This is a genomic window from Comamonas sp. B21-038 (genome assembly GCF_022387135.1).
GTDB classification, from domain to species: domain Bacteria; phylum Pseudomonadota; class Gammaproteobacteria; order Burkholderiales; family Burkholderiaceae_C; genus Comamonas; species Comamonas sediminis.
In genome coordinates, this window is sequence record NZ_CP092462.1 from 3,853,189 (window position 1) to 3,878,960 (window position 25,772).

Annotated in this window: 21 protein-coding genes; 8 read left to right on the plus strand and 13 right to left on the minus strand. The window is 64.9% G+C overall.

Translation table 11 applies throughout. The annotated features are described in order from the left end of the window. Window positions 1-77: 77 nt before the first annotated feature. A complete protein-coding gene (locus tag MJ205_RS17665; RefSeq protein WP_446715034.1) occupies window positions 78-2,462 on the minus strand; it encodes a heavy metal translocating P-type ATPase in 2,385 nt (794 codons plus the stop codon). A 119-nt stretch (window positions 2,463-2,581) separates the two neighbouring features. On the opposite strand from MJ205_RS17665, the gene cadR reads away from it, so the two are divergent. Continuing rightward, complete coding sequence (gene cadR / locus MJ205_RS17670) at window positions 2,582-3,016, plus strand: Cd(II)/Pb(II)-responsive transcriptional regulator (RefSeq protein WP_239809654.1); 435 nt, start codon at window positions 2,582-2,584, stop codon at window positions 3,014-3,016. 76 nt (window positions 3,017-3,092) lie between these two features. Here cadR and MJ205_RS17675 read toward each other — a convergent pair whose 3' ends face one another. From MJ205_RS17675 to MJ205_RS17690, 4 genes are all read right to left on the minus strand, one after another. Beyond that, on the minus strand, window positions 3,093-3,437 hold the full coding sequence (locus MJ205_RS17675; protein WP_239809655.1) for a DUF4148 domain-containing protein: 345 nt from the start codon (window positions 3,435-3,437) through the stop codon (window positions 3,093-3,095). 197 nt (window positions 3,438-3,634) lie between these two features. Beyond that, a complete protein-coding gene (locus MJ205_RS17680; RefSeq protein WP_239809656.1) occupies window positions 3,635-6,808 on the minus strand; it encodes a CusA/CzcA family heavy metal efflux RND transporter in 3,174 nt (1,057 codons plus the stop codon). A 12-nt stretch (window positions 6,809-6,820) separates the two neighbouring features. Continuing rightward, window positions 6,821-8,209 carry an efflux RND transporter periplasmic adaptor subunit gene (locus tag MJ205_RS17685; RefSeq protein ID WP_239809657.1) on the minus strand — a complete coding sequence of 463 codons (1,389 nt, stop codon included), beginning with the start codon at window positions 8,207-8,209 and terminating at the stop codon, window positions 6,821-6,823. A gap of 4 nt (window positions 8,210-8,213) precedes the next feature. Further along, a complete protein-coding gene (locus MJ205_RS17690; protein WP_239809658.1) occupies window positions 8,214-9,542 on the minus strand; it encodes a TolC family protein in 1,329 nt (442 codons plus the stop codon). A gap of 209 nt (window positions 9,543-9,751) precedes the next feature. Here MJ205_RS17690 and MJ205_RS17695 point away from each other — a divergent pair, with 209 nt between their 5' ends. Both MJ205_RS17695 and MJ205_RS17700 read left to right on the plus strand, forming a co-directional pair. Continuing rightward, a complete protein-coding gene (locus MJ205_RS17695; protein ID WP_239809659.1) occupies window positions 9,752-10,441 on the plus strand; it encodes a heavy metal response regulator transcription factor in 690 nt (229 codons plus the stop codon). Next, on the plus strand, window positions 10,438-11,799 hold the full coding sequence (locus MJ205_RS17700; protein WP_239809660.1) for a heavy metal sensor histidine kinase: 1,362 nt from the start codon (window positions 10,438-10,440) through the stop codon (window positions 11,797-11,799). The genes MJ205_RS17695 and MJ205_RS17700 overlap by 4 nt, the downstream gene beginning before the upstream one ends. A 12-nt stretch (window positions 11,800-11,811) precedes the next feature. Here MJ205_RS17700 and MJ205_RS17705 read toward each other — a convergent pair whose 3' ends face one another. Further along, entirely contained in the window at window positions 11,812-12,351 is a 540-nt protein-coding gene (locus tag MJ205_RS17705; RefSeq protein WP_239809661.1) for a hypothetical protein, read from the minus strand. Between the two features lie 623 nt (window positions 12,352-12,974). Between MJ205_RS17705 and MJ205_RS17710 the strand changes: the two genes are divergently transcribed. Continuing rightward, complete coding sequence (locus MJ205_RS17710; RefSeq protein WP_239809662.1) at window positions 12,975-13,469, plus strand: MarR family winged helix-turn-helix transcriptional regulator; 495 nt, start codon at window positions 12,975-12,977, stop codon at window positions 13,467-13,469. Next, window positions 13,466-14,236: a DNA alkylation repair protein gene (locus MJ205_RS17715; protein WP_239809663.1), complete on the plus strand. Its 771-nt coding sequence runs from the start codon at window positions 13,466-13,468 to the stop codon at window positions 14,234-14,236. The genes MJ205_RS17710 and MJ205_RS17715 overlap by 4 nt, the downstream gene beginning before the upstream one ends. Before the next feature lie 22 nt (window positions 14,237-14,258). Here MJ205_RS17715 and MJ205_RS17720 read toward each other — a convergent pair whose 3' ends face one another. The 6 genes from MJ205_RS17720 to dbpA all read right to left on the minus strand — a co-directional run bounded on the left by MJ205_RS17720 (window position 14,259) and on the right by dbpA (window position 19,837). Next, a complete protein-coding gene (locus tag MJ205_RS17720; RefSeq protein WP_239809664.1) occupies window positions 14,259-14,657 on the minus strand; it encodes a hypothetical protein in 399 nt (132 codons plus the stop codon). A gap of 26 nt (window positions 14,658-14,683) precedes the next feature. Further along, window positions 14,684-15,625: a hypothetical protein gene (locus MJ205_RS17725; protein ID WP_239809665.1), complete on the minus strand. Its 942-nt coding sequence runs from the start codon at window positions 15,623-15,625 to the stop codon at window positions 14,684-14,686. A gap of 641 nt (window positions 15,626-16,266) precedes the next feature. Beyond that, window positions 16,267-16,848, minus strand: a complete 582-nt coding sequence (locus MJ205_RS17730; RefSeq protein WP_239809666.1) for a sugar O-acetyltransferase — start codon at window positions 16,846-16,848, stop codon at window positions 16,267-16,269. An 80-nt stretch (window positions 16,849-16,928) separates the two neighbouring features. Then, entirely contained in the window at window positions 16,929-17,393 is a 465-nt protein-coding gene (gene dtd, locus MJ205_RS17735; protein WP_239809667.1) for a D-aminoacyl-tRNA deacylase, read from the minus strand. Between the two features lie 59 nt (window positions 17,394-17,452). After that, window positions 17,453-18,406 (minus strand): cation diffusion facilitator family transporter, encoded by a 954-nt coding sequence (locus tag MJ205_RS17740; RefSeq protein ID WP_239809668.1) that lies wholly within the window; start codon window positions 18,404-18,406, stop codon window positions 17,453-17,455. Between the two features lie 21 nt (window positions 18,407-18,427). Then, window positions 18,428-19,837 carry an ATP-dependent RNA helicase DbpA gene (gene dbpA / locus MJ205_RS17745; protein ID WP_239809669.1) on the minus strand — a complete coding sequence of 470 codons (1,410 nt, stop codon included), beginning with the start codon at window positions 19,835-19,837 and terminating at the stop codon, window positions 18,428-18,430. A gap of 133 nt (window positions 19,838-19,970) precedes the next feature. On the opposite strand from dbpA, the gene MJ205_RS17750 reads away from it, so the two are divergent. Next, on the plus strand, window positions 19,971-21,455 hold the full coding sequence (locus tag MJ205_RS17750) for an AMP nucleosidase (RefSeq protein ID WP_239809670.1): 1,485 nt from the start codon (window positions 19,971-19,973) through the stop codon (window positions 21,453-21,455). Window positions 21,456-21,642: 187 nt separating this feature from the next. Further along, window positions 21,643-23,349 carry a tannase/feruloyl esterase family alpha/beta hydrolase gene (locus MJ205_RS17755; protein ID WP_239809671.1) on the plus strand — a complete coding sequence of 569 codons (1,707 nt, stop codon included), beginning with the start codon at window positions 21,643-21,645 and terminating at the stop codon, window positions 23,347-23,349. A gap of 108 nt (window positions 23,350-23,457) precedes the next feature. Here MJ205_RS17755 and purT read toward each other — a convergent pair whose 3' ends face one another. Next, the gene (gene purT / locus MJ205_RS17760) at window positions 23,458-24,687 is read right to left on the minus strand and encodes a formate-dependent phosphoribosylglycinamide formyltransferase (protein WP_239809672.1); all 1,230 of its coding nucleotides are present in this window, start codon (window positions 24,685-24,687) and stop codon (window positions 23,458-23,460) included. Between the two features lie 155 nt (window positions 24,688-24,842). Here purT and MJ205_RS17765 point away from each other — a divergent pair, with 155 nt between their 5' ends. After that, window positions 24,843-25,739 carry a 3-hydroxybutyryl-CoA dehydrogenase gene (locus MJ205_RS17765; protein ID WP_342395185.1) on the plus strand — a complete coding sequence of 299 codons (897 nt, stop codon included), beginning with the start codon at window positions 24,843-24,845 and terminating at the stop codon, window positions 25,737-25,739. Window positions 25,740-25,772: the final 33 nt, after the last annotated feature.

The following is a 25,772-nucleotide window of genomic DNA, read 5'->3' on the forward strand; positions in this document are numbered from 1 at the left end:
CTGTCAGCCCCGTCCCGGCGATCGATGCCATGGAGGGGCCCTGGGTCAAGCCGGGGCCAGGCGTCCCCGGAGAGGGGCTATTTGGTGGACACGCGCAGCAACCGCAGCCCATTGAACACCACCAGCAAGCTCGCCCCCATATCGGCAAACACCGCCATCCACATCGAGGCATTGCCAAACACCGCCAGCGCGAAGAACACCACTTTGATGCCCAGCGCGAAGATGATGTTCTGCCACAGGATGGCGTAGGTGCGTTGGGACAGTTGCACGGTTTCCGGCACGCGGCGCAGGTCGTCGTTCATGATGAGGATGTCGGCGGCCTCCTTGGCGATGTCGGTGCCGGCGCCACCCATCGAGAAGCCGATCGACGCGGCGGCCAGGCTGGGGGAATCGTTGACGCCATCGCCCACCATGCCGGCCGGCTGCTGGGCCACCAGGCCGTTGATGACCTGGAGCTTGTCCTCGGGCAGCAGGTTGGCCTTGACCTCGTCGATGCCCACCTGCGCGGCAATGGCGCGGGCGGTGGCTTCGTTGTCACCGGTCAGCATCACCGTGCGGATGCCCAGGGCCTTCAGCTCGGCAATCGCCTGCTTGCTCGATTCCTTGGTGGTATCGGCCACCGCGAACAGCCCCAGCACGCCTTGCGCGCTGGCCAACACCGAGACGGTCTGCCCCTGCTCTTCCATCGCCAGCATCAGCGCCTCCACCTCGGCAGAGCACTGGCCGCGCTCGTGGATCCAGCGGTGGTTGCCCAGCACATAGCTCTGCCCGGCGATATCGCCCTTGACGCCACGGCCCAGCTCGGCGGCAAAGTTATCTACCTCCAGCGCCTCGCCATCGATACCGGCGGCGACCGCCTTGGAGACGGGATGGTCCGAGCGCGCGGCCAGGCTCTTGGCAATGCGCTCTATCTGCCGGGCATCGGTGCTGGTCGACAGCATGCGGGTCTGCACCAGCCGAGGGGTGCCGGCGGTGATGGTGCCGGTCTTGTCCAGCGCCACGACGCGCAGCTTGCGCGCCTCTTCCAGATAGGCGCCGCCCTTGACCAGAATGCCTCGGCGGGCCGCTGCCGACAGGCCGCTGACAACGGTCACCGGCGTGGAGATCACCAGCGCGCAAGGGCAGGCGATGACCAGCAGCACCAGCGCCTTGTAGATTGCCGTCAGCCAGGGCCAGCCCAGCATCAGCGGGGGCAGCACCGCGACGGCGACCGCCAGCACAAAGACGGCGGGGGTGTAGATGCGCGCAAAGCTGTCCACAAAACGCTGGGTGGGCGCACGCTGGCCCTGGGCCTGCTCCACCGCATGGATGATGCGGGCCAGCACCGTGTCGCTCGAGCGTTTGCTGACCTCGAACTCCAGCGAGCCGCTTTGGTTGATGGTGCCGGCAAACACCGGGTCGCCCGGCGCCTTGTCCACCGGAATGCTCTCGCCGGTGACGGAGGACTGGTCCACCGCGCTTTGGCCGCTGGTCACCACGCCATCGAGCGCAAAACGCTCACCGGGCTTGACCCGCGCCAAGGTCCCGACCGCCACCGTCTTGGCGTCCTGGATCTGCCAGCTGCCATCGGCCTGCCGGGCCTCGATCTGCGGCGGCGACAGCGCCAGCAGCTGGGCAATCGCATTGCGCGCGCGGTCCACCGAGCGCGCCTCGATCAACTCGGCCAGCGAGTACAGCGCCATCACCATGGCCGCCTCGGGCCACTGGCCGATCACAAAGGCGCCGATCACCGCCACGCTCATCAGTGCATTGATGCCCAGCTGGCCGCGCAGCAACGCCGACAGGCCCTTCTTGAACACGCCCAGGCCCGACAGCGCAATCGCCAGCGCGGCGACGGCCATGCCGACCATGCGCCAGACCGAGGTCTCGGGGGTCAGCAGGTGCAGCAGCTCTGCGGTGGCCGCCACCACCAAGGCCGCAATCAGGCGGTAGAGCTCCACACGCTGCGCCTTCTGCACATCGGCAGCGGCGGGCGGCGCCGACAGCGTCTCGGTGCTGAAGCCTGCGGACTGGATCTTCTCCGTCACTGCGGCCCATTGCTGCGGGTCGGCCTCCACCCGCAACGTGCGGGCAGGCAGGTCAAACTGCAGCAGCTTGACGCCCGCCGCGCCTTCGAGGATCTGGCGAATCTGCCCCTCTTCGACCGGGCAGTCCATCGCGGGAATGCGCAGCAGCAAGGCACCGTCATCGGCCTTCAACGCCGAGCTGGCGGGGGCGGCAGCGCCCAGATCAGGGGTGCAGCAATCGGTATGCGCATGCGCTGCAGCCGTTGCTGCAGGTGCATGGGAATGCGAATGCGCATGGTCGTGACCATGGCTGTGATCGTGATCGTTGTCTTGGTCATGGCTGTGGCCATGCCCGTTGGCGGCCACTGCGGCGGCCTGGTGGTCTTTGCCAGCGCAGCAGGATGCCGCAGCATGGCCATCGGAATGGCGTTGCGTGGTGTCGGAATGGGCAGTCATGGGCTTGGAATTCGTTGGGGTCATAGAGCGTGCTCCCTGTTGCTTCGATTAAAAACCCTGTAGTAACTACAATGTCAAGCCTAAATCGCTAGACTCCGTATGGACATGAGGGCAATGACATGAAAATCGGTGAACTGGCCACGGCCTCGGCAACACCCGTGGAAACCATCCGCTACTACGAGCGCGAAGGCCTGCTGCCGCAGCCCACGCGCACCGCCAGCAACTACCGCGTCTATGAAGAGCAACACCTGGAGCGCCTGCAGTTCATCCGCAATTGCCGGGGGCTGCAGATGTCGCTGGACGAAGTGCGCGAGCTGCTGCGCTACAAGGACGAGCCCGCCCAGGACTGTGCCGAAACCGTCGACAAGCTGATCGAAGCGCATATCGGCCATGTCGCGCTGCGCATCCAGGAGCTGCGCGGGCTGAAGGCGCAGCTCATCGCGCTGCGTGACCGCTGCCGGGGCACCCAGGACGTGGAGCACTGCGGCATCCTCGCCGGCCTGGCCGAGACGCCAGCGGCGCCGGCGGTCAAACAGCATCTGCATGTGCGCTAGGCACGGGTTCGCTGTTGAGGCCCGTGGGCGCAAAAAAAGGTGGCGCACTGCGCCACCTTCCAGGGCCACGCGGTGTTCAGCCACGGAACATTTGCAGGCGGGCCTTTCTCTCGGCCGGCGTCTCGCTGCTGTACTCGTCCATCACTTGCTGGCGCGTCTTGCCGGGACCGGAAGCAACAGGTGCAGGCGGGTAGTTGCTGCTGCGCAAGGCGTTGGGTCCGCGCTTTTGCAGCGCCTCTACCGTCTCCGCCTGCACCTGCGCGCGGCTCTTGCCCGGCTGCGCATGCTCGGGGTAGAGCTCGTAGCCCTTTTCCGTCGGCGCCGAGTGCAAGGTCGCGCTGGCCGATGCGCTGTTCAGCATGCCCAGCGACAGGGCTGCGAAAGCCAGGGACAACAGGGTGGAGGTAGGTGCTTTTTGCATGGTTGCATTGCCTTTCATGAGGGTGGAAATACGCTCGCTGCGGCTGCATGCGAGATGGCTCCATTGTTGAAAAAACACGCTGACCAAAGCCCCACAGCCAGATGACATTGCTGCAATGCGCGGACTGCGTAAACGGCAGACAAAACAAAGCCATGGCGGGTTAGGCCATGGCTTGGTTGTCAGTGAGATGAAGTGGCTCAGGCCGCAGCGGGCCTGTCAGCGCCCTCTTTGCTATCCAATTCGTCCTCCGACGGATCGCGCCGGTGCACCAGGCGGTACAGCAAGGGCAGCACCAGCAAGGTCAGCACCGTGGACGACAAAATGCCGCCAATCACTACAGTGGCCAGCGGCCGCTGCACCTCGGCACCCGTGCCGGTTGCAATGGCCATCGGCACAAAGCCCAGTGACGCGACCAGGGCCGTCATCAGCACCGGCCGCAGGCGCGACAGCGCCCCGGTGTGCACGGCATCGGGAACGGCCAGCCCACCCTCGCGCAGCGCGCGGATCGACGAGATCATCACCAAACCGTTCAACACGGCCACGCCGGACAACGCAATAAAGCCGATCGCTGCCGAGATCGACAGCGGAATACCGCGCAGCCACAGCGCCAGAATGCCGCCGGTCAGCGCAAACGGAATGCCGGTAAAGACGATCAGGCCATCGCGCACGTTGTTGAACATCGCAAATAGCAACGTGAACACCAGCAGCAGCGCGACGGGCACGACGATCAGCAGCCGCTGCTGGGCGGATTGCAGGTTCTCGAAGGTGCCGCCCCAGCGCGTCCAGTAGCCACTGGGCAAGGCCATCGCGCCCAGGTCCTGCTGCGCCTGCTCGACGAAGGAGCCGATATCGCGGCCGCGCACATTGGCGCTCACGACAATGCGGCGCTTGCCATCCTCCCGGCTGACCTGGTTGGGACCGGGCGACAGCGCAAAGCTGGCCACCGCCGACAAGGGCACAAAGCCCAGCCGGCTGCCCTCTTGCGTCGGCAGTGCAATCGGCAGGCGCTCCAGCGCGGCCAGGTCGCTGCGCAGCGCCTCGGGCAGGCGCACCTGTATGTCAAAGCGGCGGTCGCCTTCAAACACCGTGCCGGCCTCCTGGCCGCCCACCGCCGTGGCAATGGTCTGCTGCACGTCGCCCATGTTCAGGCCATAGCGCGATGCCTTCTCGCGGTCCACCTGCACCGTCAGCATTGGCAGGCCCGTGGTCTGCTCCACCTTCACCTCTGAGGCGCCGGGCACCTTCTGCAGCATCGCGGCAATCGATTGGGCAGTACGCTCCAGCACCTGCATATCGTCACCAAACACCTTCACCGCGACATCGCTGCGCACGCCCGATATCAGCTCGTTGAAGCGCAGCTGGATCGGTTGCGAGAACTCGTAGTTGCTCCCCGGTATCGCCTCGACCACCTCCTGCACCTGAGCAAGCAAGTCCTCGCGGCTGCGCTGCGGATCAGGCCACTGCGCACGCGGCTTGAGCATGATGTAGCCGTCCGAGATATTGGGCGGCATCGGGTCCGAGGCGATCTCGGCCGTGCCGGTGCGGGCAAACACACGCTCGATCTCGGGCACCTGGTCCTTGAGCGCGCGCTCGATCTGCATCTGCATCTCCAGCGATTGCGTCAGGCTCGTGCCCGGCACCCGCAGCGCCTGGATTGCGAAGTCGCCTTCGTTCAGGTTGGGCGCAAATTCGCTGCCCAGGCGCGATGCCAGCAGCAGGCTCAGGGCCACCGAGACGACGGCTGCCGTCAGCACCACCACCGGCATGCGCATCACCCGCGCCAGCAAGGGCTCGTAGGCCTTGCGCGCCCAGGTCATCAGGCGGTTTTCCTTCTCGCCCACCTTCGCCCCGATGAACAGCGCAATCGCCGCCGGGATGAAGGTGATGGACAGCAGCATCGCGCCCGCCAGCGCCAGCACCACGGTCAGCGCCATCGGGTGGAACATCTTGCCCTCCACCCCCGTCAGCGCAAAGATCGGCAGGTAGACCACCATGATGATCAGCTGGCCGAACAGCAGCGGCCGGCGCGATTCCTTGGCCGCCGCAAACACCTCATGAAAACGCTCGCTGCGCGACAGCGGGCTGCCCTTGCGCTCCTGCGCATGCGCCAGGCGCCGCACGCAGTTCTCCACAATCACCACCGCCCCGTCGATGATGATGCCGAAATCCAGCGCGCCCAGGCTCATCAGGTTGGCGCTGATCCCGTACTTCACCATGCCGCTGAAGGTGAACAGCATCGACAGCGGAATGATGAGCGCCGTGATCAGCGCAGCGCGGATATTGCCCAGGAACAGAAACAGCACCACCACCACCAGCGCCGCGCCTTCGACCAGGTTTTTCTTCACCGTGGCAATGGCCTTTTCCACCAAGGTGGTGCGGTCGTAGACGGTCACGATCTTCACCCCCTCGGGCAAGGTCTTGCGGATTGATTCCATGCGCGCATCCACCGCCTTGGAGACGATGCGGCTGTTCTCCCCAATCAGCATGAACACGGTGCCCAGCACCACCTCACGCCCGTTGTCGGTGGCAGCACCCGTGCGCAACTCGCGGCCCAGGCTCACCTCGGCCAGGTCGCGCACGCGCACCGGCTGGCCTTGGGTGCTGCCCACAATCACCTCCTGGATGTCCGCAATGCCCTGGACCTGGCCGGGCGCGCGGATCAGGTACTGCTCGCCTTCGCGCTCGATATAGCCGGCGCCCACATTGGTGTTGTTGCTCTGCAGTGCCGCCACCAGCTTGTCCATGGAGATGCCATAGGACGCGAGCTTGTCCGGCCGGGGTGCTACCAGGTACTCCTTGGCAAAGCCGCCGATGGAGTTGATCTCGGTCACACCCGGCACATTGCGCAGCTGGGGCTTGATGACCCAGTCCTGGATTTCGCGCAGGTCCATCGGCGTGTAAAGGCTGCCGTCGGCCTTCTTGGCGCCCTCCTCAGCCTCTACTGTCCAGAGGTAGATTTCGCCCAGGCCGGTGGAGATGGGGCCGATGCTCGGCGCAATACCGGGCGGCAGTTTCTCACGCGCCTCCTGAATGCGCTCATTGACCAGCTGGCGCGCAAAGTAGATGTCGGTGCCGTCCTTGAAGATCACCGTGACCTGCGACAGCCCGTAGCGCGACAGCGAACGGGTCTGCTCCAGGTGCGGCAGGCCGGCCATCACGGTCTCAATGGGGTAGGTGATGCGTTGCTCAGTCTCCAGCGGCGAGTAGCCCGGCGCCTGGGTGTTGATCTGCACCTGCACATTGGTGATGTCGGGCACGGCATCGATGGACAGGCGCTGGTAGCTGAAAATGCCCAGTGCAGCCATGGCAAAAACTGCCAGGATGACCAGCCAGCGCTGCTCGATGGAAAAACGGATGATGCGCTCAAACATGCGGACTCCCGATCAATGCGCGTGCTCGGCAGATGCCTTGCCCAGCTCGGCCCGCAGCATGAAGGAGCCCTGCTTGACATAGCTCTGCCCCGCGTTCAGGCCCGATGTGACCTCAGTGGTCTTGCCATCCGTCGCGCCCAGTTGCACCACCTGGGCCTGGTAGCCGCCCTCGGTCGGAACAAACACCACGCTCTCCTTGCCGTCGGGCCTCTGGATGGCCTTGGCGTCCACCGCAATGGGGACGGGCGATTCGCCAGCCAGCAGTTCCACATCGACAAACAGGCCCGGCCGCCACACCCCTTGCGGGTTGGCCAGCGCCACACGCGCCGGCGCCGTGCGGGTTTGCGCGCCAATCAACGCACCCACATAGGCAATCCGGCCTTCGGCCTGGGAGTCAAAAGCGGTGGCGCGCACGACCACTGGCGCACCCATGCGCACGTCCGGCAGCTGCGGCGCGGCCACGCTGATCTCCGCCCAGACCGAGCGCAGGTCAGAGACGGTGAACGAGGCCGTGCTGTCGGTCACCGACTCGCCCACGGTCAGGTGCTTTTCCACCACCATGCCCGCCAGCGGCGCGCGCAGCTCATAGCGGCTGGATCCGCCGGTGCCCGCGCCTGCACCCGCCCCAATAGCGGACAGCTTTTGCGCGGCATTGGCCACGGCAATCTCGGCCTCCTGCAGCGCTTGTTGGGCTGCCTGGTAGTCCTGCTCGGCAGAGATGCGCTCCTGCCACAGCTGCTTTTCGCGCTCGTAATTGCGCTTGGCAAAGGCCAGGCGCCGCTGCGCCGTTTGCAGCTCGCTGCGCTGGTCAGATACCGCCGGGCTCTGAATCACCGCCAGCAGCTGCCCCTTGGCCACCTGCTCGCCCAGCTGAGCATGGACCGAGGCCACCACCCCCGCCACTCTGGGCACCACATGGGCCGTTCGGTCTTCGTCAAAGCGGATCTCGCCGGGCAGCAGCACCTGCTTTTTGATGGACGCCGGCCCCGCCTGGGCCACCACCAAACCGGCCGCCTTGGCCTGGGCTGGGCTCAGCTTGACCAGGCCCTCGCCCGCTTCTTCGCCTTCGGCATGGCCGCCTTCCGCAGCGCCATGCGCATCCTTGCTGCCGGCCTCGGCTTTCTCATCGTGGTGTTCTCCATCGCCATGCTGGTCAGCCTCCTGGTGCGCATCGGCTTGGGCACCTGCTTTGGCGCCCGTCTTGGCAGCGGCCTCGCCATGGTGCTCACCATCTTTGTGGGATGGCGCATCGGCATGGCCTGATGCCGGTGCAGCAGCTGCGCTGCCGGGGCCCCGCAACAAATAGGCGCCACCGGCCACGCCAGCGGCCGCAATCAGCGCCGCTGCAATCCACTGTTTGGACGAGGTCAGCGAGCTATCGAATCTGGTTTTCTCGGACATGGGTTCAGACTCCTGGAGCGGCCGCCAGCGCTGGCGTGCCAAAGATGCGTTCAATCTCCGCACGGGCGCGGTGCGATGCCATCAGCTGGTCTAGCAGCTGGCGCCGGCTGTCAAACAAGCTGCGCTGGGCGTCCAGCACGTCCAGAAAGCTGAACTTGCCCAGCGAAAAACCGCGCACGGCCAGCTCATAGGCCGACTGCGCGGTGGGAATCACCTGGCTTTGCAGCAGCGCCACCTGCTGGTTGCTGCTGATCCACTGCTGGCGGGCGGCAAACACCTGGGCCTGCAGTTGCAGGCGCTGGTCCTGCAGCTGCTGCTCGGCCTGGTCCACCTTGCGCAGGGCCTGCAGCTGGTTGCCGGCATTGCGGTCAAACAGCGGCAGCGGGATGCTGACGCCGACAAACACCTGATTGCGCCCGACATCGCGGGCGCGCTTGACGCCCAGGCTCACCGTCGGGTCCTGCACGCGCTTGCTGCGCTCGACCGCCGATGCGGCCTGGCTTTGCGCCAGCGCGCGCTGGGCCAGCACCATCGCGGGTGCCTCGTCCAGCCGTTGGTCCAGCTGCTCGGCGGTCGGCGCCGCCGTGGTGGTCAAAAAGTCGCCGCTGGCCAGGCCCAGCTCGGCGCCGCGCCCGCCCCAGAGCGCGGCCAGGTTGTGCTGCGCCACGCGCGTCAAGGCATGGGCCTGCTCCAGCTCCATCGCGGCATTGGCCTGCGCCACCTGGGCACGGCTGGCTTCCAGCGGTGGCACCTTGCCCGCCTGCACCCGCTTGTTGGCGGCGTCCAGCGCCTGCGTTGCCAGCGCATGGGTCTGGCTCGCAAAATCCACCCGCTGCTGGGCCAGCAGCAGCTCGTTGAAGTTGATGAGCAGCTGGTAGCGCAAGGCCGCCAGTGCGGCCGTTACACCCGCCTCTGCCGCCGCCTTCTCGCTGTCTGCCAGCTGCATGCGTGCCTCGCGCTTGCCACCCAGCTCGATCCGCTGGTTGATCTGCACGGTATTGGTTCGGGTCTCGGGCCGGGTGTCTTCGATGTTGACCGCCAGCTCCGGGTTGGGTCGCGCCTGGCTTTGCATCACCAGACCGTCGGCGGCAGCGGCGCCATGGCGGGCCGCCTGCAAGCCCGGGTTGGCAGCCAGCGCCTTGTCCCAGGCGGCAGCCAGCGTGATCGCCGGGGTGGTCTGCGCCGCCACGCCTGCCTGGCTTTGTGCATCGGCCTGGGCATGGGCGGGCGGCAGCCAGCCGCTGGCCAGCGCTGCGCTCAGCAGCCAGGCGGGCCATGCCGGGCGGGGGGAACGTGTGCCGGCCCGGGTGGGGGCTGGCTGCGGGGTGATCATAGCGGCTTCTCCTGTGGTGGCGGGCCGCGCACAGCCAGGCGTTGGCGGCGCCCGGCGCAAGGGAGCGGCAGACACCGCAGGCCCCCGGTGCAGGCGGTATCCGTATGCGATGCCAGCGACTGTAGAAAGCGGCGACGAACACCAGACCGACAGGAAGATGACAAATTTGTAATCCGCGCCCGCGTGCGCCATCAGGGACAATGGCGGCCATGAGACTGCTGCTGATTGAAGACGAAGCCAAGCTCGGCGAGTACCTTCGCAAAGGTCTGGCCGAGGAGAGCTACACCGTCGATGTCGCCACCAACGGCATCGATGGCCTGCATCTGGCGATGGAGCTGAACTACGACCTGATCGTGCTCGATGGCATGCTCCCCGGCATCGATGGCTTTGCGGTGCTGGCAGCGCTGCGCCAGTCCAAATCCACCCCGGTGCTGATGCTGACGGCCCGCAGCGATGTGCAGGACCGGGTACGCGGCTTGCAAAGCGGGGCCGATGACTACCTGATCAAGCCCTTCGCGTTTTCCGAGCTGGTGGCCCGCATCCAGGTGCTGCTGCGCCGCGCGCAGGCCCACCCCGCGTCGCCTGAGCCCACCGTGCTGCGCCAGGCCGATCTGGAGCTGGACCTGATCCGCCGCAAGGCCGTGCGCGCCGGCGTGCGGCTCGATCTGACGGCCAAGGAATTCAACCTGCTGGCCATGCTGCTGCGCCGCCAGGGCGAGGTGCTCTCGCGCACCGAGCTGGCCTCGCAGGTCTGGGACATGAACTTTGACAGCGAGACCAATGTGGTCGAAGTCGCGGTGCGGCGCCTGCGCATGAAGGTCGACCAGCCGTTTGCCTCGCCGCTGATCCACACGGTGCGCGGCATGGGCTATGTGCTGGAGAGCCGGGCCCCGCCATGAGCCCAGCGCCCGCCATACCGCACCTGGGGCGCCGGCTCTCGCGCTGGATGGCCTTGCTGTCCATGCTGGGCCTGGGCGCTGTCAGCCTGGTGGTGTTTCTGGTGTTCGACAACACGTTGACGGCCCGCCAAAAGGAGATGCTCGACCAAAAACAGCAATCGCTGATGCATGTGCTGCGCGATGACAGCACGGCCCACCGCGACAAGGCGCTGGACCACCTGCTCACCGATTTTCTCGCCGGTCACGGCGACTACGCGATACGCGTCGTGGACAACCAGGGCCATGTGCTGTTTGACAGCATCCCGGCAGACTGGAACAGCCACCACACGCTGCGCCGCAATTTTGCGGTCACCATCACCGCACCCCAGTACCACCCGGCGCGCGCGGCCACCGCCACCTTGGTGATGGACCTGCGCCCTGACCAAGCCTTGCTGCATGGCCTGGGCGGGACCTTGTTTGCCGCGATGGTCGCGGGCTCCTTGCTGCTGGCGCTGTTTGGCGGCCTGCTGGTGCAGCGCAGCCTGCAGCCCATCGAGTCGCTGGTCTCGCAGATCAGCCTGCTGTCGGCGCGCGATTTCGAGCGCCGGCTGGACGGCAGCGGTCTGCCCCAGGAGTTGCAGCCCATCGTCACGCAGTTCAATGCCTTGCTGGACCGCCTGGCAGACGCCTACCGCCAGCTCGAAGCCTTCAACGCCGATGTGGCCCATGAGCTCAACACCCCGCTGGCCACGTTGATCTCCAGCACCGAGGTGGTCTTGCGCAAACCGCGCTCGGTCGAGGAGTTGCGGGAGGTCCTGGCATCGCACCTGGAGGACCTGGGCCGCATGGCCGCGATGGTGGGCGACATGCTGTTTCTGTCGCGCGCCGACCAGGGCGTGGGCGCGCGCGAGACCGGTGTTGTCAACCTGGCCGCCGTGGCCCAGGATGTCGTCGAGTTCTACGAGGCGGTTGCGCTGGATGCCGACCTGCAGCTGGCGGTGAGCGGCGATGCCCAGGCCCAGGTCGATGCGCCGCTGGTGCGCCGCGCGCTGTCCAACCTGCTGAGCAATGCCACCCGCTATGCGCTGGCGGGCTCGGCCATCCGCATCGACATACGCACGCGCTGGCAGCATGAGCATGCCCATGCGGTCATCACCGTCTCCAACACCGGGCCCGACATCGCACCCGAACATCTGCGCCACCTGTTCGACCGCTTCTACCGCGCCGATGCCTCGCGCCACAACCCGGAGCGCAACCACGGCCTCGGCCTGGCCATTGTCAAAGCCATTGCGACGATGCATGGCGGCTCGGTCTTTGCGCAGTCGCAGGGCGGGGAAACGACGTTTGGGCTGATCCTGCCGGTGGCAGCGCTGCATTGACGGCGGCGGGCGCTACCAGCGCCGCGCTGTGGTATGTCCCACCCCCAAAACCAGCAAGGCAAGCGCTGCGCCCATCAGCACCAGTTTGACGGTGTAGGGTGGCCGCCTGCTGGGCGGGTCCCCGTCAGCTGGCGCCGCTCTGGCGCTTGAGCCGGGCAATACGCCACGCAAGCCCTGGTCGCTGGTACCTGTAAAACCGGTGGCGCGGTGGCTCCACGGGGTGGTTGGAACGATGCCGGTGGGAAGCACCGCCACATCCGGGAGCCCGGATACAGGTCCATATGCAACGCGCCCCTGCATCCAGCGCATACCAGCAGGGATGGGAGACCTGCTTAAACGCAGCGCCGGGCGTATTTTGCAATCAACCACGGCCAGCACCACCGAGGATGAAACTGCTGGTCTCCCGCGCCCTTGCTCCAAACACGGCAGTGCATAGGGCAAAAAATGCGCTGCGCCCCCATCCGGCACCCGCTGCGCAGCTGCCGGCTGCATGCCTGTGAACAGAAAAATGGCCGCGGCCGGCAGTTTGGCAAAAAACAGTGGGCTTTTCATGGCTTTCTCCTTGAGAAGGTCTGCCTATTCCCTGACCTTATGCTGACGTGCGCATGCCAGCTCAGGATTTTCGGGACGGATATTTGATAACCGCGTTTGGAACCATTCACCGGCATGCGCATGGCCGGTATATGTTTCGAGAAAGAAAAACAAGGACAAATTTGTCACTATGCGCGGATCGACATGTCTGACTTGGTACCAAATCGCCGATAATTTTCGGCTTTGCTTGCGAGAGCCCACTATGCGCCTGCCAAGCCGCAAAGAAAAATATTTAATCCAAATTTGATTATTAACCACACCAATAAATAAGCAGCAACCAACGCCACGCTAAATCCCGCCGGGCAAAATAACCCCCAGGGATCCCATTATTTTCGGCCCCTGTTTCTGCAAACTTTCTCACCGAGCCTATCAGCGCCATGGCCCATTCCGGTGACAAAGAAACAGAAATAGCAAAATCCCACAATCGAAAATTTGTTTATCGTGGACGGGCCTGGCATCGGCATCCGCGCAACCGCAGCAATGCCGCGTGCAGACGGCGGCAGACATGCCCGTACAGGCACGCGCAGCGGATGGACGATCCAGACTTGCGCATATAATTAGCCACCTTACTATCAGCCGCCACCATGCAACTCTCCCAAAAGTACAACGCCCTGCTGGACGAAGCCCAGCGGCGCGGCATGCCCGATGTGGCAGGGATCCGCCTCTGCTTCCAGACGCTCACGCTGGCAGCAGACATTGACCGCGACTGCGCCCGCCTGCTGGCGCCCCACGGCTTGTCGGAAGGGCGCTTTGTGCTGCTGTTCCTGCTCGACGCAGCGCCCGATGGACTGGCCCCCAACACCCTGGCCGAGCGTGCGGGCGTGACCCGGGCCACCGTCACCGGCCTGCTCGATGGCCTGGAGCGCGAAGGCCTGGCGGCCCGCCATGCCGAGGCCTGCGACCGCCGCGCGCTGCGCATACGGCTTACCGGCAAAGGCCAGCAGGTGGCGCAACAGGTGTTTGCGCAGCACAGCCACTGGATCGCAGGGTTGTATGCTGGTCTGTCGGCCAGCGAGCGCCAGCAGCTGGCCCAGCTGCTGGACAAAGTGGCCCGCAACCTGGGCCCGCCAGCGCCATGAGCAGCCTACGCAAAGGAGCCAACCGCGCGGCCGATATCCCCGCCGATGTGCTGCAAGCGCTGTCCAACGGCGAGATCGCCACGGCCACTCTGGCTGAATGCACGGCGCTCAACCAGGCGCAGCTGCTGCGCACAGTCTTTCCAGGCCTCTCTGCCCATACCTTGCAGCAGGCGGATGCTGCTTGTGCGCTGGGCATTCTCAAACGCATGGGCCGCATGGCGGAGTTGCTGCTGCATGCGCTGGGCGCCGAGGGCATCGCGCGGTGCCGCAGCCACCCGGCAGACACGGTGCGCGGCTGGGCCTGCTTCATGGTCGGTGCCCAGCCGGGGCTGGCACTGCCCGCACGCCTGGCTGCCATCCAAAGCCTGGCGGACGACGGGCATTTTGGCGTGCGCGAATGGGCCTGGATGGCCTTGCGCCCGCATCTGGCCAGCGATCTGGACGAGGCCCTCGCGCAGCTGATGCCGTGGACGGCATTGCCGTCCGACAAACTGCGCCGCTTTGCCTGCGAGGCGCTGCGCCCACGCGGCGTCTGGTGCGCCCACATCCGCGCGCTCAAAGAAGCACCTGCGCAGGCCCTGCCACTGCTGCAGGCGCTGCGTGCCGACCCCTCTGTCTATGTGCAGGATTCCGTCGCCAACTGGCTCAACGATGCGGCCAAGGACCAGCCCGACTGGGTGCGCCAGCTCTGCAACCAGTGGCTGGGCAATGCGCCATTGCCCAGCACCGAACGCATATGCCAACGCGCGCTGCGCAGCTTGGCCTGAAGGAAGACCAACCCCAGCCCCATCAACTGCGCTGCCTGCGGCGCAGTGCCCACATCCCCAGCAGCGTCAATGCCGCCCCCATCAACGCCAGCTTGCTGCTGTCCAGCGCAGGTACTCGCTCTGGCTGCTTGACGATGAGCTCATCCGGAGCGTGGCAGACCAGCGATGCGGTAGCGGGCGTATTGATCTGTCCGGTCGGCGAGAGAAAATCGCTGCCTGGTGTGATGGTGTTGGTGACCGAAGGGCTGCTGCGGCATGCCTGAACACCCGCATCAGTATTGGGCCAGGTTACTGGTACGGTGATAGCGCAGCCACCGGGAGGCACGGTAAAGCCGGTGTAATCGATGACGTTGCCACCCTCGCCAGCGCCAAGGCTGCCTTTTATACAGGTGTTGCTGATGGCGCCCCCAGCGACAACCAATGGTGTAGGCAGATTGTTGGCCAGGGTCAGGTTGTTGAAGTCATGGGTGTGACGTTGAGCAAGCTGATGGTCAAGGTCGCGCCGTTGTCGCCCGTCCCCAAGTGGAGGTCAGACTTGTCAAAACTGGCGCTGACTTCGGGCACACCGCAAGCACCGGTTGCCGAAGTGGCTGCGTCGAGGAATGCGGGGGCGATCTTGCCTTGGTATTGAGCCCAAACATTCTCGAAAAAGAAGAAGGTATCCATCATCACAAACACACAGGCACCTAGGCCACCATTGGACTGCGCTTTAGGAATCGTGAGGCCATAGACCATGTTGCTCGACCCTAATTGAGCGACTTGAGGGATACTCATTGTGCCGCTGTACAGTACATTTAGCTGAGGAACCGAGTCGATTAAGGTAAAGCGGCCACCTTGCTGAATCCCTACGCTCTCAAACGCAAGGGCATAGGGCGAGTCAGGATTTAAGGAAATCTCACTTCCAACTTCGGAGATTCCTCTCGAAAATTCCGACATTGTTCCGGTATTCAAGGCGCCTATCATTACATCTATATTGCCTTCGAGGCTGGCTTCATCACAACATCCATCGACAAAGAAAACCATGGCTTCCGCCCAACGATTGGCCAAGGCTTGCTCCAGCACCTGCCAGTTGGATGGATCGATGATTCTATTGGCGTTTGCAACAATCACCATATCGTAGGGGCCCGTTGGCGTGTTGAAGGTCTCTGCTGAAATAGCGTCGGGATGGCCTAGCACTGACAGCCTCGTGATTTCTTCGGGATTCGCCAGTACCGATGCAAACTCGTTTTGCAGGTTGTCATAAGCAGCGTCCACCTCTGCTAACTCGTCGGATGTACTGGCCGCATTGGTGGTAAGCAACAGAATCTTTTGCGCCACCGCCTGTGATACAGAACCACCGAGCAAGAAGGCAGACAACAGCAGCCTGCTTAGAAATATGCCACTTTTCATCGATAACTCCTTTGAAAATGAATTTGCTACCTTGCACGGTAGCCCGCATGCAGACCTGGCAAATACCTGGGGCCGAAGTCAAAAGACCGGATTGCCGATATTCGATTACCCTTTCCACTTCCATCACCAGCATTTCCCAAGGCTGCCAACTACTATGCAGACATTCATTTCAAATGAAAAATACTCCAAACAGCTTAGATCATTAAACGATTGAATAAATAAAAGCCAGCTGAGTCATTACCCACTTCAAAAACACAGCACCCCGTGTTTTACAAAACTCGCTTTAGTCATCACCTTACAAAATGACAGCAACCATGCAGCAACTACCGCCTTTTAAAAATTACGAAAAATGTAAAAGCCAACAACCGCCCTCAAACGCTGACGTGACCGAAGAACCTCTTATAGACGGCGTTGGTGACTGACAAGGTCTGCGGCATATTTGGCAGCCTGCATCGGGACCAAGCCGCCGTGTAACCACCACAGATAATCGTGAAGCCGCTGTGGCTGACAGCATTGGCGCCCACTGCAGCGCTCAGGCTGCCGCCCATTCAGGTATTGCTGACACAGCCAGCGCCCAACAAAAAGGCTGCTCCCCTTTCAGAAAAGCAGCCCTGCAGCAGGCATCAAGCCACGGCAAAACCTCAGCTGTAAGCTTGGCTGTCCTTGTCCGTAATAGCACGCAGCACCCGCGCCGGATTGCCCGCGCTGACCACCCCTTCGGGCACATCCTTGGTGACAATGGCGCCGGCCGCAATCACGCTGCCCGCGCCGATGCTGACGCCGGGCAGCACCTGCACGCCGGCACCAATCCAGACGTTGTCGCCGATCGTGATGGGCAGGGCAAACTCCAGGCCCTGGTTGCGCCGCTCAGCATCGAGCGGATGGCCGGAGGTGTAGAGCCCGACATTGGGCGCGATGAAGACGTTGTTGCCGATGCGGACCTTGGCGGCATCGAGGATGACCAGGTTCACATTGGTGTAGAAGTGGTCGCCGATCTCGATGTTGAAGCCGTAGTCACAGAGAAACGGGCCATCGAACACGGGGTTGCGGCCCAGCTTGCCCAGCAGGCCGCGCAAGACCGCTTCGCGCTCGGCACGCCGGTGGGCGCCAATCTGCTGGAAGGCAAACAGCTTTTCCTTCGCGGCATCGCGCAGCTGCAGCACGCTGGGGTCATAGTTGGCGTCGTACAGCAGGCCGGCAGCGGCTTTTTCCATCTCGGTCATCGTGTCTTTCGTCCTCTTGGTGGCAAAGGGACTGAGTCTAGCTGCCTCTGGGCTGGCGCCAGATGACCTGGGGATGGGCTTCAACCGCCCGCCGCCACAGCGGCCGGCGTGATGCGCAACGGGATCGTCACCGGGCCGTCGTTCATCAGGTAGACTTTCATGTCCGCACCAAAACGGCCGGTCGCCACCTCGGGGTGCAGCGTACGGGCCTGTGCCACCACGTAGTCGTACAGGCGCTCGCCATCGGCCGGGGGCGCGGCCTGGGTAAAGCTGGGGCGGTTGCCGCCGCTGGTATCTGCCGCCAACGTGAACTGGCTCACGATCAGCAGGCCACCGGCCACATCGACGACGCTCTTGTTCATCTTGCCGGCTTCGTCCTGGAAGATGCGCAGCTTGAGCATCTTGGCCAACCACTTGTCGGCGTCTGCCTGGCTGTCGCCGCGCTCGGCACAGACCAGGGCCAGCAGGCCATGGCCGATCTGGCCGATCACCTGGCCATCCACTTCGACACGCGCTTCGCGCACCCGTTGCAATACGCTGATCATGGGAGATTCTTGTTTCCGGAAAGGCGGCAGGCGCAAACGCTGCAGCCGGGGTTCAGGGTTCAGGGGCTGGGTGCATCGCCATGGCGCTGCACAGCCTCGGTCTGGGTTTGCACACCCAGCGGCAGCACTTCCATGCTGATGCGCGCCTGCGGCAACTCCTGCAGCAGCGCGGCTTCGAGCTGCATGCGCAGCTGGGTGGCGTGGGCCAGGCTCCAGCCGCCGGGCATGTGCAGGTGCATGTCGATAAAGTGCAGCGCGCCGGCGCGGCGGGTGCTGAGCTTGTCGCAGTGCACGGCGCCGCCGGTTTGCGCCTCGAAGGCGCGCACGCAGCGCTCGATCTTGGCAAGGGTCTCGGCGTCGATGGATTCGTCCATCAAACCCTGCGACGAGCGCCAGACCAGCTGACCGCCCTCTTTGAAGATATGCAAGGCCACCGCAATGCCCAGCACCGCATCCAGCCAATGCCAGCCGGTCAGCATCGCCAGCAGCAAGCCGCCGACCACACCGGCCGAGGTCCAGACATCGGTCATCAGGTGGCGGCCGTCGCCTTCGAGCGCCATGGACTGGTGCTCGTGCGCTGCGCGCAGCATGACCCAGGCCAGCCCACCGTTGAGCGCCGTGCTGAGCATCGACAGCGCAATGCCCCAGCCCAGCTGCTCCAGCGGCTGGGGGTGGAGCAGGCGGTCCACCGAGGCCCAGACGATGGCCATGGCCGCGCCAAAGATCAGCAGGCCCTCAAAGCCGGCCGAGAAGTACTCCGCCTTGGTGTGGCCATAGGGGTGGCCCTCGTCAGCCGGGCGCTTGGCGATGGTCACCATGCCCAGCGCAAACAGGGCGCCCACCAGGTTGACCAGCGATTCCAGCGCATCGGACAACAAACCCACCGAGCCGCTGACGGCCCAGGCACTGGTCTTGAGGGCAATCGTGGCGATGGCCACCACCACCGAGATGCGCAGCAGGTTCTCGGGCGTGGTCCAGCGGCTGTGGGCTGCGGCGGATAAGGCAGGTTTCATGGCGGCGGGGTGTGGCCTGGTTTACAGCAGGCGGGCCTTGACGGTCTTGCCCTTGACGCGGCCGCTGTTGAGGCGGTCCACCGCCTTGTGGGCGATGTCGCGGCTGACGGCCACATAGGTCGAGAAGTCGTTCACATTGATCTTGCCGATCTGCTCCTTGGCATAGCCAAAGTCGCGCGTCATGGCGCCCAGCACATCACCGGCACGGATCTTTTCCTTGCGCCCGCCAATGATCTGGATCGTGCGCATCGCCGGCACCATGGGCTGGCTGGAGGCGGGGGTCAGCTCGCTCAGTGGATGCCATTGCGACTCGCGCCCCTGCAGCACTTCGATCTTGCCGACCGAGCCCATCTCGTCCATGCTGGCCAGGCTCAGCGCCAGGCCTTCGGCATCACCCCGGCCGGTGCGGCCGATGCGGTGGATATGCACTTCCGGATCGGGCGTGGTGTCCACATTGATGACGGCGGCCAGGTTGGCGATGTCCAGCCCGCGCGCGGCCACATCGGTGGCCACCAGCACGCTGCAGCTGCGGTTGGCAAACTGCACCAGCACTTCGTCACGCTCGCGCTGCTCCAGCTCGCCAAACAGCGCCAAAGCGCTTACACCCTGGGCCTGCAGCACCTCGACCAGGTCGCGGCATTGCTGCTTGGTATTGCAAAAAGCGATGGACGACTCGGGCCGGAAATGCGCCAGCAGCTGCGATACGGCATGCAGGCGCTCGGATTCCTTGACCTCGTACCAGCGCTGCTCAATCTTGTGCGCGCTGTGCTGCGAGGCGACCTTGACGGTCTGCGGGTCGCGCATGAAGCGCTCGGCCAGCTGGGCAATGCCCTCGGGGTAGGTGGCCGAGAACAGCAGGGTCTGGCGCTCGGCCGGGCACTGGCTCGCAACGGTGACGATATCGCCATAAAAGCCCATGTCGAGCATGCGATCGGCCTCATCCAGCACCAGCGTATTGAGGGCGGCCAGGTCGATCACGTTGCGCTCCATCAGGTCCATCACCCGGCCCGGGGTGCCGACGATGATGTGGGCGCCGTTCTCCAGGCTGGCAATCTGGTTGCGCGAAGGCACACCGCCGTAGACGGTGACGACCTTGATGTTCTCTTCGGCGCGCGCCAGGCGGCGGATTTCGGTGGCGACCTGGTCGGCCAGCTCACGGGTGGGGCAGAGCACCAGCGATTGCACCGCAAACCAGCGCGGGTTCAGACGGGCGAGCAGGGCCAGGCCAAAGGCGGCCGTCTTGCCGCTGCCGGTGCTGGCCTGGGCGATGACATCCTTGCCTTGCAGCGCAAAGGGCAGGCTGGCCGCCTGGATTGCCGTCATCTGCGTATAGCCCAGCTGCTGCAGATTGGCCTGCATGGTCTGGCCCAGCGGCAGTTGGCTAAAGGAGGCGGCGTCCGCTGCGTTGGCGGGGGTGTTTGTTGCGTTCATGCCGCGATTATCCCGCGCCCGGGCCAGGGGCCGCCAACCACCCGGCGGGAAGCCCTGAAATCCGCCGTCGTCCACAGCGCTGCAGGCAGGCGATTTGTCATGCCGCCGCCCCAAAGCAGAGGCACAATGGTGCATGACCTATACCAAACCTGCCTTTACCGCACCGACCAGCCACCGCACGGCTCAATCCGCGCTGGCGCAGGTGCAGGCCATCTATGCCGAACAGATCGGATTCCTGCGCCAGGCCATGCAACGCTTTGTGGCGGGCGAGACCCCGGCGGCCCCGTACCGCGCTTGCTACCCCTTTGTACGCCTGCACACGCGCACCGTGGCGCGGGCCGACAGCAAGCTCGCTTATGGCTTTGTCGAGGGCCCCGGCCACTACGAAACCACGCTGACCCGCCCCGACCTGTTTGCCAACTACTATGCCGAGCAGTTCCGGCTGCTGATCGAGAACCACAATGTGGAGCTGGAAGTGGGCACCAGCAGCCAGCCGATTCCGATCCATTTCTCGTTTGCCGACAACGACCACATCGAAGGCCAGCTGAGTGCCGAGCGCCGCATGCTGATGCGCGACGTCTTCGACCTGCCCGACCTGCATGCGATGGACGACGGCATCGCCAACGGCACCTGGGAGCCCAAGCCGGGTGAGCCGCAGCCGCTGTCGCTGTTCACCGCGCCGCGCATGGATTACTCGCTCCAGCGCCTGCGCCACTACACCGGCACCCTGCCCGAGTGGTTCCAGAACTTTGTGCTGTTCACCAACTACCAGTTCTATATCGACGAGTTCATCCGCCTGGGCCGCGCCGAAATGGCCAACCCCGACAGCGAATACATCGCCTTTATCGAGCCGGGCAATGTCGTCACCCGCCGCCAGGGCCTGGCGCCCGAGGCCGTGGATGCGCTGGGCAGCCCGCCGCCGCGCCTGCCGCAGATGCCCGCCTACCACCTGGTGCGCGCCGACCAGTCGGGCACCACGATGGTCAACATCGGTGTGGGCCCGGCCAATGCCAAGACCATCACCGACCACATCGCCGTGCTGCGCCCCCACGCCTGGATGATGCTGGGCCACTGCGCCGGCCTGCGCAACAGCCAGCAGCTGGGCGACTATGTGCTGGCCCATGCCTATGTGCGCGAGGACCATGTGCTGGACGAAGAGCTGCCGCTGTGGGTGCCCATCCCTGCGCTGGCCGAGATCCAGGTCGCGCTGCAGCAGGCGGTGGCCGATGTGACCCAGGTGCCCGAGGACGACCTCAAGCGCTTCATGCGCACAGGCACCGTGGCCAGCACCGACAACCGCAACTGGGAGCTGCTGCCCGACAACACGCCCCAGCGCCGCTTCAGCCAGAGCCGGGCCGTGGCGCTGGACATGGAGAGCGCCACCATTGCCGCCAATGGCTTCCGCTTCCGCGTGCCCTACGGCACCTTGCTGTGCGTCAGCGACAAGCCGCTGCACGGCGAGATCAAGCTGCCGGGCATGGCCAACCACTTCTACCGCGAGCGGGTGGACCAGCATCTGCGCATCGGCATGCGGGCGGTCAACATCCTGCGCGAAGGCGGTGTGGACCGGCTGCACAGCCGCAAGCTGCGCAGCTTTGCCGAGGTGGCCTTCCAATAAGTTGCGCTCCCCAACGGCGCTTTGCACCGCTCCCTTACTCCAATGCCAGCACCAGCGTGCTGGCTTTTTTACTTATGGGGAACTACCTAACTGCAAACCCTGTGGATAACTGTGCGCCTCACTTCCACAATGGTCGGCGGGCCGTGAAGAAGCCTTTGCGCCCGCACCATAACAACCAGGAGACACAGTGACCACAACCATCCTCCCACCCCTGCGGCGCCTTATCCCTCTGACGGCCGTCGCCAGCGCGGTCCTTGCGCTGTCCGCCTGCGGCAGCGGCGGTTCGCACAGCTTCAATTTTGACGAGGCCAGCCTGGCCCTGGCCAAGCAGCAGGTGGCAGCCAGCCAGATCGGTCTGCCCACCAGCGGCGCCACGGTGACCTCGACCGAAACGCCAAGCGCCGCCACCGGCGCACAGCCGCCCGCCTCGGTCCGGGCCAATATCTCGATAGCGCCGGTCGACCCTGGCGCCCCGGCCATCAAGATGGGCCTGCTGCTGCCCAAGGAGTGGAATGGCAAGGTGGTGATGGTGGGCGGCGGCGGCTACAACGGCGTGATGCCCAGCCTCTACACCTACCCGGCCGCCCCCGCCAGCCAGGGTGCCTACCCGCTGCTCAACCAGGGCTATGCGGTGTTTGGCAGCGACTCCGGCCACCAGGCCGGGGCAGCCGGCAGCCGCGATGGCAGCTTTGGCACGAATGACGAAGCGGTCGCCAACTTCTCCGGCGCTGCGCTGAAGAAAGTCAGCGACGTGGCCGAGGTGCTGGTGACGCGCTTTTACGGCAGAAAGCCGGACAAGCGTTACTTCATCGGCGGCTCCACCGGCGGGCGCGAAGCACTGGCCGTGGCCCAGAAATGGCCGTCCGACTGGGATGGCGTCGTCGCCTGGTACCCCGCCTGGAATGCGGCCAGCCTGGATCTGCAGTTTGGCCGCATCAGCCGCGCCTTTGCCCAGCCCGGCGCCTACCCCAGCCTGGGCCAGCGCAAGCTGCTGCGCCAGGCGGCGCTGGAGAAGTGCGATGCGCTCGACGGCGTGCAGGACGGCGTGGTCAGCAATGTGGCCGCCTGCAACAGCCAGTTCGACCCGGCCACCGCCACCGTGGGCGGCCAGCCGCTGCGCTGCGCCGGTGGCGCCAGCCAGGAAGGCTGCCTGTCCGATGCGATGATCAGCGCGCTCAAGACCTATAACAGCGAAATCCGCTTCAGCGCCCCGCTGGGCAGTGGCGAGACGCAGTACCCCGGCTTCAACGTCTGGGGCTCGGAACTGGGTGAGGAAGGCAGCAGCCCGCTGCAGCCCACCGTCAACCTGCTGGCGATGAACACCACCGCCCCGGCCAGCCCCGCGCCGCTCACCGCTCCGTACTGGGCAGTGTTCTGGGACCAGTGGGTGCGCTACTTTGTGACCCGCGATGCCAACTTTGATGCGCTGTCGCTCGATCCGCAAAACCCTGGCGCCTGGACCGACCGCATCCACCAGCTCACCAAGCTGCAGGACATCAACAGCACCGACCTGTCGGCCTTCAACAAACGCGGCGGCAAGCTGCTGATGGCGCATGGCACGGCCGATGTGCTCGTCAGCACCCGCGCCACCGCGCAGTACTGGCAGCGCCTGGAGCAGACCATGGGCGCCAGCGCCGTCAAGAGCTTTGCCCGTTACTACGAGGTACCCGGTTACGGCCATGCGGCCAGCACCGCCTTCAATGCCAACTGGGATTCGCTCAAGGCGCTGGACCAATGGGTGACCGCTGGCGCCGCGCCTGGTGCCCAGGTGGTCAGCGACACCGCGGGTGTGCCTGGCCGCACCCGGCCGCTGTGCGAGTACCCGACCTGGCCGCGCTACAAGGGCAGTGGGGATGTGAACGTGGCTGACAGCTATAGCTGCCAGTCCAACTAAAAACCACCGCACCAAGCACACCCCAAACAAAAGCTGCTGGACGTCCTGCAAGGGCAGCCAGCAGCTTTTTTCAATGGCGCAGCCCAGGGAGCGCTGCGCCCCGGCCGCTTACGCCGCCACGCGGGGCTTGACCAGCGCCGCCGCCTTTTTGGCGTTGTCGCGCGCGGCGTCGGTATCGGCCGCGCGCGCCAGTGCCACGCCCATGCGGCGGCGGCTAAAGCTCTCGGGCTTGCCAAACAGGCGCACTTCGGTGCCGGGGATCTGCAGAGCAGCATCGACACCATCAAACACAATGCCCTGGGCATCGACACCGCCGTAGATCACGGCGCTGGCGCCGGCGGTCTTGAGGCTGGTGTCCACCGGCAGGCCCAGAATGGCGCGGGCATGCAGCTCGAACTCGTTTTGCCACTGGGTGATCATGGTCACCATGCCGGTGTCATGCGGGCGGGGGCTCACTTCGCTGAACCAGACCTGGTCGCCCTTGACGAACAGCTCCACGCCAAACAGGCCCAGGCCGGCGGGCTCGCCGTTCAGGCCGGTGCCCAGGTCGCTGGTGATGGCGCGGGCAATGTCCTGCGCCAGGGTCAGCGCGCCGGGCGCCATGCGGGCCGGCTGCCAGCTCTCCACATAGTCGCCCTGCACCTGCACATGGCCGATGGGCTCGCAGAAATGGGTTTCGATCTGGCCGGCGGCATTCTTGGCGCGCACCGTCAGCAAGGTGATTTCGTAGTCAAAGTCGATAAAGCCTTCGACGATGATGCGGCCGCCCTGCACCCGGCCGCCTTCCATCGCATAGTTCCAGGCCTTTTCCACATCGGCCGGGCCGTCAATCTTGCTTTGGCCCTTGCCCGAACTGCTCATCACCGGCTTGACCACGCAGGGGTAGCCAATGCCGCCATCGATGGCCGCCTGCAGCTCGGCCAGGCTGTCGCAGAACTGGTAGGGGCTGGTGGGCAGGCCCAGGGTCTCGGCCGCCAGGCGGCGGATGCCTTCGCGGTCCATCGTCAAACGGGTGGCGCGGGCGGTAGGCACCACGCGCACGGTGCCTGCGGCCTCCAGCGCCTGCAGCGCGGGCGTCGCAATGGCTTCGATCTCGGGCACCACCATGTCGGGCTTTTCTGCCTCGATCAGCGCCGTCAGCTGGGCCGGGTCGCTCATCGTGATGGTGCGGGCATGGTGCGCCACCTGCTGGCCGGGCGCATGGTCATAGCGGTCCACTGCCACCGTCTCCACGCCCAGGCGCTGCAAGGCAATCAGCACTTCCTTGCCCAGCTCGCCGCTGCCCAGCAGCATGACTTTGGTTGCGTTCTTGGTGAGCGGGGTGCCGAAGGTGGTCATATCAGGTCGTGTCTACTAAGGGGCTGCGGCGCAGCGATGGGGGGCATTTTAGAACCCTCGCCTATCCCCGCGCTCTGTCGCCCAGTTTGTGCCGCAGTGCAACACCTGCCGCTATGATCTTGCCACCGGGCTTGCCGATAGGCGCTGCAGGGCGGATGCAGGCCAGCCCCTCTCCCAGCAACAGGACCCAAGGAAGACAGATGACGATCCAGACCGTAGGCGTAATTGGTGCAGGCACCATGGGCAACGGCATTGCGCAGACCTGCGCAGTGGCCGGGCTGAATGTGGTGATGGTGGACATTTCGGACGCCGCCGTGCAAAAGGGCTTGGCGACGGTGGGCAGCAGCCTGGACCGCCTGATCAAGAAGGAAAAGATCAGCGAAGCCGACAAGGCCGCCGCACTGGGCCGCATCCAGGGCAGCACCCGCTATGAAGACCTGCAGAAGGCCCAACTGGTGATCGAGGCGGCCACCGAGAACTACGAGCTCAAGCTCAAGATCCTGCAGCAGGTCGATGCGCTGCTCGACCCGTCCGTACTGCTGGCATCGAACACCTCGTCGATCTCGATCACCCAGCTGGCTGCTGCCACCAAGCGCGCTGACAAATTCATCGGCATGCACTTCTTCAACCCGGTGCCGATGATGGCGCTGGTCGAAGTGATCCGTGGCCTGCAGACCAGCGACGCCACGCATGACGCCGTCAAGGCACTGGCCGAGAGCCTGGGCAAGTCGCCGATCAGCGTGAAAAACTCGCCCGGCTTTGTCGTCAACCGTATTCTGGTGCCGATGATCAACGAGGCCTTCTATGTGCTGGCCGAAGGCATTGCCTCTGCCCAGGACATCGATGACGGCATGAAGCTGGGCTGCAGCCACCCGATTGGCCCGCTGGCGCTGGCCGACATGATTGGTCTGGATGTCTGCCTGGCCGTGATGGAGGTCTACCTGAAAGACTTTGGCGACAGCAAATACCGCCCCTGCCCGCTGCTCAAGGAAATGGTCGCCGCCGGCCAGCTGGGCCGCAAGACCGGCAAGGGCGTCTACAGCTACGCCTGAGCGCGGGCGCCTGCGCTGCCCAGCGACCCCTGC